The organism is Pseudonocardia xinjiangensis (genome assembly GCF_012911925.1).
GTDB classification, from domain to species: domain Bacteria; phylum Actinomycetota; class Actinomycetes; order Mycobacteriales; family Pseudonocardiaceae; genus Pseudonocardia; species Pseudonocardia xinjiangensis.
The window spans coordinates 1-6,502 of sequence record NZ_JAAXKY010000249.1; the positions used below are offsets into that span (position 1 = coordinate 1).

Here is a 6,502-nt window from a genome sequence, read left to right on the forward strand (position 1 = left end):
GCCCTGCACACCGCGATCGGCGACGAGCGCGGCTCTCCCCGCCCCGCGTTCGTCGCCGCCGTGCTCTCCCTGTCCCGCGGCGCACCACCCTCGGCGGCGGCCGGCTACGACGCGATGCAGCGGGACGGCGCCACCGCCCGCGGGTTCCTCGCGACCGAACAGTCGGTGGTGCGCCACGACCGGGCTCGGCTCGCGGGCGGTTCGGGTGCGCCCGTCACGCCCGTCGCCCTCCGGGAGGCGGCAGCCGCGCTCGACTTCCCGTTCGTCCGTGTCCGCGCCGGTCAACCGGCAGGGCGCGATCCGGCGCTCGACGCCGCGGTCGACGCCATCGAGGTCCAGTTGCGCGGCCCGGCGGGGCGTCAGGCGTTCGGCGCCGCCGGGCTGCGCTCGCCCGACGGCACCCGGCTGCCCGGCGACCCAGGCCCCCGGTCCGGCTCGCTGCCCGCGCAGGTGACCGCGGCCGCTCCGCAGCCGCGGCCGTTGGCCCGCGAGACGCTGCGGCTGTGGGGGTCGCTCACCGAGCGCAGCCAGGTGCTGACGGTGATCGACGTGTCCGAGTCGATGGCCGAGCCCGCCGGGAAGGGCACCCGGATCACGCTCGCCGCCGCGGCGGTCCAGTCCGGGCTCAAGCTCTTCCCGGACGTCGCGTCGGTCGGGCTGTGGGCGTTCCCCTCGCGGCCACAGCCGCGGACGCAGTGGCAGGAGATCGTCCCGCTCGGTCCGTTGAGCGAGCCGGTCCCGGACGCGCCGTCGCGGCGTGACGCGCTCGCCTCCGCGGCCGGGACGCTGCCCGACCGGGTCGGTGGCGCCGGCACCCTCTACGCCACCACGCTGGCCGCCACCAGGGCCGTGCGGGCCGGCTACGACCCGGGGCACTCGAACGCGGTCCTGCTCGTCACGGACGGGCACGACGAGTCCGGAGCCGGGGCCGACCTGCCCGCCACGTTGCATGCGCTGCAGACCGAGGCGGCCCCGGCCGAGCCCGTCCCCGTGATCGCGATCGGGCTGGGACCCGATGCCGACGACGAGGCGCTACGCCAGATCGCCGAGGCCACGGGCGGCCGTGCCTACGAGGCCGAGAACCCGCAGGACATCCGCGCCGTCCTGCTGGAGGCGATCTTCCAGCGTGGGTGCCGTCCGGCCTGCTGACCCCGTTCCGGTGGCATCCTCGACGGATGGACGCCGCTGTGGTCGCCGATCTGGTGATGCTGGTCCATCTCGGGTTCCTGCTCTACGTCGCGCTGGGCGGGTTCCTCGCCTGGCGCCGGCGGTGGCTGATCGTCCCGCACGTCGCGGCGGCGAGCTGGGGCCTGGTCAGCGCCACGGTCGGGATCGCCTGCCCCCTCACCGCGTGGGAGGACGCGGCCCGCCGCCGGGCAGGCGAGCAGGGCCTGCCCCGCGGCTTCGTCGACACCTACCTCACCGGCGTGGTGTATCCCGCCGACCGCCTGGTCGAGGCACAGCTGCTGGTGGCAACCATCGTGCTGGTCTCCTGGGCGGGGTTCGCGCTGCGGGAGCGGCGCCGCCGCCGGCAGCCGGTCGCGCCCTAGGGAGTGTCTGACGGATCTTGGTCCGGGTTCGGGGCAGGATGCCGGTCGTGGGTGATCGTCAGGTGCTCTCGGATGAGGCGTGGGCGTGGCTGGAGCCGTTGCTGCCAGACCGGGCACCTCGGCGGGGTGGGCGGTGGCGTGATCACCGGCAGGTGATCGAGGCGATCGCGTGGAAGTACCGCACCGGGGCGGCGTGGCGGGAGATCCCCGCCGAGCGGTTCGGGCCCTGGCAGACCGCCTACGAGCGGCTCAACCGGTGGAGCGTGGATGGCACCTGGGCGCGGCTGCTGGGCGCGGCCCACGCTGATGCCGATGCCCGCGGTGAGCTGGACTGGCTGGTTGCTGCGGACTCCTCACTGGTGCGGGTGCACCAGCATGGTGCGGCGGCCCGCCGCATCGGTGGCAACGCAGCCACCGCCGTCGGACCCGAACCGCTTCCCCCCGACCGCACAGGGGGCTGGGTCGAATCACAAGAATTCCGGTCCTGATCACCAGGTCGGGGCGGTTCACGCGGTCGTGGGCGAGCCGGCCGATCATGCGATCGGCCGCTCCCGGGGCGGGTTGACCACCAAGATCCACGCCCTTGTCGATGGGCGGTCCCGGCCGCTGGTGCTGCAACTGACCGCGGGCAACGTCAACGACACCACCCAGTTCCCGCAGCTCATGACCGGCCTGCGAGTGGCCCGAGCTGGTCGTGGGCGCCCCCGGACCCGCCCCGAGCACGTGCTGGCCGACAAGGGCTACAGCTCCCGGGCCAACCGGGAACTGCTGCGCCGGCGCGGCATCTCCCACACCATCCCCGAACCCCGCGACCAGCAGGCCAACCGAGCACGCCGAGGCTCCCGCGGCGGCCGCCCGGTCGGGTTCGACAAGACACGTTACCGGCGCCGTAATGTCGTCGAGCGCGGCTTCTGCCAGCTCAAACACTGGCGCGGCCTGGCCACCCGCTACGACCGACACGCCCGCAACTACCTCGGCGCGCTCCAGCTCGCCGCTCTCCTCAGCTGGCTTCCATGATCGGCCAGACACTCCCTAGTGCGGCGGCCGCACTAGTCGCGCTCGTCGCGGTCCGACCCGCGCTCGGCCCACTCGCGGTCGGCACGGTCGGCGGCCTCGGTCCGCTCGTGCGCGATCTCGAGCGCCCGCGACGCCGTCTCCCGATCGGGGTACGGACCGAGCCGATCAGCGGCGCGACAGCCCTCGGCCGGCTCGACGGTGCCGTGCTTCAAGCAGTAGAACCATTGCTCATCGCTCATTGGTCCACAGTGGCATCCCCCGGCCCGGGGCGCTCGACGCGGTGCCGCTGCGGCAGCATCACGGTTCATGAACGTCACCTGGTTGCGCAGCGACACCCTGGAGGTGGGCGTGATCGCCCACGGCGCCCGGATCGTGGCGGTCCGCGCGCCCGACCGGCACGGGCAATGGGGGGACATCGCACTCGGGCTGGCCGACGAGGACGCCTACCGGCGCGACCGTGACTACCTCGGGGCGTGTGTGGGGCGGTTCGCCAACCGGATCGCCGGGGGGAGGTTCACCCTCGACGGCACGGAGTACCGGATCCCGCTCAACGAGCCCGCCACCGCGCTGCATGGCGGCACCGGCGGGTTCGAGTCCGTCCCGTGGGAGCGTGCCGAGCCCCGCGACGGGTCGGTGACGCTGCGGCGCACCAGTCCCGACGGGGAGAACGGCTTCCCCGGCACGCTGCAGGTGACGGTCACCTACACGGTCGACGGCCCGCGGCTGCGCATCGAGCACGAGGCCCGCACCGACGCGCCCACCGTGGTCAACCTGACCAACCACGCCTACTGGAACCTCGCCGGAGCGGGCTCAGTGGAAGACCACGAGGTGACGCTCGCGGCCTCGCAATTCCTGCCGGTCGACGAGCACCTCATCCCGTCCGGGCCGCCGGCGCCCGTGGCGGACACCCCGTTCGACCTGCGCAGCTCCCAGCGGATCGGCGCCCGGCTGCGCGAGGGCCACCCGCAGCTGCGGGCCACCCGCGGCTACGACCACACCTACGTGATCGACGGCGACCCGGGCGCCGACGGCCTGCGCCACGCCGTGCGGGTCGTCGAACCCCGCAGCGGACGCACCCTGGAGCTGCGCACCGACCAGCCCGGCGTGCAGTTCTACACCGGCAACATGCTGGACGGCTCGCTCGTGCTCAGGGACGGCAGCGCGGCCCGTCAGGGCGACGCGTTCTGCCTGGAGCCGCAGGCCTTCCCCGACTCCCCGAACCGGCCGGACTTCCCCTCGACGGTGCTGCGGCCCGGCGAGGTCTACCGCTCCCGGTCCGCGCTGCGCTTCGGCACAACCGGGTAGCGGCCGGGCGGCTCAGGGCCGCGGGCCGCGAGCGGGCGCGTGGTCCCAGGACGCTCCGAGCCGGGCGATCGCGTCGTGGATCCGGCCGGGTGGGTGGGCCGCGTAGCCCAGGACGAGACCGGGCGGCCCGTCGGCGACCCGGTGCCACGACAGCGGCTGCACCAGCACCCCGGAGTCCCGGGCGCGCTCGGCGAGCACCCGGTCGTCCAGGCCCGGCGGGAACGTCACGAGCAGGTGCAGCCCGGCCGCCACCCCGTGGATCCTGGCGTCCGGCAGGTGGTGGCGCAGCGCGGCGAGCATCGCGTCCCGGCGGGCCCGCTGGCGCGTGCGCACGCGCCGCAGGTGCCGCTCCAGCTCGCCCGAGGCGATCAGCTGCGCGAGCACGAGCTGGGGCAGCGCGGCGTTGCCGAGATCGGTCATCCGCTTGCGCGCCACGAGCTCGGGCTGCAGCGCCCGAGGGGCGACGACCCATCCGATCCGGAGCCCCGGCGCCAGCGTCTTGGACACGCTGCCGGTGTGCGCGACCCGATCGGGGGCCATGCCCTGCAGCGCGGGCACCGGGGCGCGGTCGTAGCGGTGCTCGGCGTCGTAGTCGTCCTCGATGACCAGCCCGCCCGCCGCGGCCCAGTCCAGCAGCTCGCGGCGCCGTCCCGGCGCGAGCACCACGCCGGTCGGGAAGTGGTGCGCCGGTGTCACGAGCACCACCCGCACGCCGCTGCGCGCGAGTGCCGTGACGTCCAGGCCGTCGGCGTCGACCGGGACGGGCACGGGCTCCACCCCCCAGTGGGCCAGCTGTTCCCTCGTCCCCCGCGACCCCGGGTCCTCGATCCCGGCCCGCTCCCCCGCGAGCACCTGCGCGAGCAGGCCGAGAGCCTGGGCGACCCCGGCCACCACGATGATGTCCTCGGCGTCCGCGCGGACCCCGCGGGTGCGCCCCAGCCAGCCGGCGAGCTCGCGGCGCAGCACGGGGTTGCCCCGAGGGTCGCCGTAGCCCAGGTCGGCCGCGGCGGCGCTGCCCAGCACCGCACGCTCGGCGCGCAGCCACGCCGCGCGGGGGAACGCCGACAGGTCCGGCACGCCGGGCGAGAGGTCGACGCCGGGTGCCGGGCGGGCATTGCGCACCGGCGGCACCGCCACCGCGGGCGGTGCGGAGGCGACCGCCGTGCCGCGGGGGCCGTCGGTGCGGAGCAGGCCTTCGTCGTAGAGCCGCTGGTACGCCGCGACGACGACGCCGCGGGAGACCTCGAGGTCGACGGCCAGCACCCGGGACGCCGGCAGGCGCACGCCGACCGCCAGCCTGCCGTCGGTGATCGCGGCCCGCAGCGCGTCCACCAGCCACCCGGTGAGCTGCCCCCGGGGCACCGCGCCGGGGTCGAGCTGGAGGAAGTCCGCGCCGGACACGATGGTCCTCTCACCCGTGCTGTTCTTGGCCCTGTCGGTCGGACCGTACGGCAACGAGCCTGGCGGCATGACGTTGTCGAAGATGGGGGCTCGGCGGACCGGGCAACGGTCCGGCCTGGGCACCGCCGCCACCGCCGCGGGCCTGGGGATGGGCGCTGCGGGGATGGTCTGCGTCGGCGGGAGTGTCGCCGTGTCCGGCGTGCTGGCCGACGCCCCGCTGTTCACCACCCAGGCCGTTCGCTACACCGTGGCCTGCCTGCTGCTGCTCGGAGCGGCCCGGCTCACCGGCCGGCGGGTCACCCCTCCCCGCGGCACCGAGTGGCTGTGGCTGCTCGGCGTCGCGGTGGCGGGACTGGTGCTGTTCAACGTCGCGCTGGTCCGCGGGTCGGTGCACGCCGAGCCCGCAGTGGTCGGCGTGGCGGTGGCGTCCGTGCCGGTCGTGCTCGCCCTGGTCGGCCCGCTGCTCGACGGGAGACGCCCGGCACCGGCGGCTGTGGCGGCGGCCGCCGTGGTCACCGCGGGCGCGGTGCTCGTACAGGGCCATGGACGCAGTGATCTCGTGGGGCTCGGCTGGTCGGTCGTGGTGCTGCTGTGCGAGGTCGGGTTCACGCTCCTCGCGGTCCCCGTCCTGCGCCGGCTCGGCCCGTGGAGCGTCTCGGTGCACACCTGCTGGCTCGCCGCCGTGCTGCTCGCCGTGCTCGGCCTCGGCGCGGAGGGACCCGCGGCGGTGACCACGCTGCACGCCGCGCACGTGCTCGCCGTCGCCTGTCTCGCGGTGTTCGTGACGGCGCTGGCGTTCGTGCTCTGGTACTCCGCGGTGGGCCGGCTCGGCTCCGCGCGCGCCGGCCTGCTCACCGGCGTGGCTCCCGTCGCGGCCGCCGTGGGCGGCGTGCTGCTCGGCTCCCCGCTTCCCGGTCCGGCGGTGTGGGCCGGGACCGCGCTGGTGGCAGTCGGGCTCGTCATCGGCGTCGGAATTAGGCCGAAAGGGATCGCTAACACCGGTCCGAACCGTCACGATGGGTAGGCAGAGGGGGCTTGGGGGCCCCTGTCGAGCGTGACGGCTAGACGCCATGGGGGACGTTTCGTGAAGGTTGTGCTGTTTTGCGGTGGTTACGGGATGCGGATGCGGGACGGGGTCTCGGATCTGCCGAAGCCGATGCATCCGGTGGGGCCGCGGCCGCTGATCTGGCACGTGATGCGGTACTACGCGCACTTCGGGCACAAGGATT

At 74.9% G+C, this 6,502-nt stretch carries 6 protein-coding genes and 2 pseudogenes; 6 read left to right on the forward strand and 2 right to left on the reverse strand.

What is annotated here, in order from left to right; genetic code table 11:
• From HF577_RS36215 to HF577_RS40315, 3 genes and pseudogenes are all read left to right on the forward strand, one after another.
• A partial coding sequence (locus HF577_RS36215; protein WP_169400514.1) for a VWA domain-containing protein occupies nucleotides 1-1,149 on the forward strand: 1,149 nt, incomplete at its 5' end.
• 26 nt (nucleotides 1,150-1,175) lie between these two features.
• Nucleotides 1,176-1,550 (forward strand): DUF2784 domain-containing protein, encoded by a 375-nt coding sequence (locus tag HF577_RS36220; RefSeq protein ID WP_169400515.1) that lies wholly within the window; start codon nucleotides 1,176-1,178, stop codon nucleotides 1,548-1,550.
• Between the two features lie 38 nt (nucleotides 1,551-1,588).
• A pseudogene (locus HF577_RS40315) lies at nucleotides 1,589-2,567 on the forward strand (IS5 family transposase).
• Between the two features lie 32 nt (nucleotides 2,568-2,599).
• Here the strand turns inward: HF577_RS40315 and HF577_RS36230 are convergent.
• Nucleotides 2,600-2,806 (reverse strand): hypothetical protein, encoded by a 207-nt coding sequence (locus tag HF577_RS36230; protein WP_169400516.1) that lies wholly within the window; start codon nucleotides 2,804-2,806, stop codon nucleotides 2,600-2,602.
• A gap of 67 nt (nucleotides 2,807-2,873) precedes the next feature.
• Here HF577_RS36230 and HF577_RS36235 point away from each other — a divergent pair, with 67 nt between their 5' ends.
• Nucleotides 2,874-3,872: an aldose epimerase family protein gene (locus HF577_RS36235; RefSeq protein WP_169400517.1), complete on the forward strand. Its 999-nt coding sequence runs from the start codon at nucleotides 2,874-2,876 to the stop codon at nucleotides 3,870-3,872.
• 12 nt (nucleotides 3,873-3,884) lie between these two features.
• On the opposite strand, the gene pdxR is transcribed toward HF577_RS36235, so the two are convergent.
• Complete coding sequence (gene pdxR, locus HF577_RS36240; RefSeq protein WP_407692283.1) at nucleotides 3,885-5,276, reverse strand: MocR-like pyridoxine biosynthesis transcription factor PdxR; 1,392 nt, start codon at nucleotides 5,274-5,276, stop codon at nucleotides 3,885-3,887.
• Nucleotides 5,277-5,340: 64 nt separating this feature from the next.
• On the opposite strand from pdxR, the gene HF577_RS36245 reads away from it, so the two are divergent.
• Nucleotides 5,341-6,297 (forward strand): DMT family transporter, encoded by a 957-nt coding sequence (locus tag HF577_RS36245; RefSeq protein WP_211175389.1) that lies wholly within the window; start codon nucleotides 5,341-5,343, stop codon nucleotides 6,295-6,297.
• Nucleotides 6,298-6,357: 60 nt separating this feature from the next.
• Nucleotides 6,358-6,502: pseudogene (locus HF577_RS39010) on the forward strand (glucose-1-phosphate cytidylyltransferase); the annotation flags it as partial.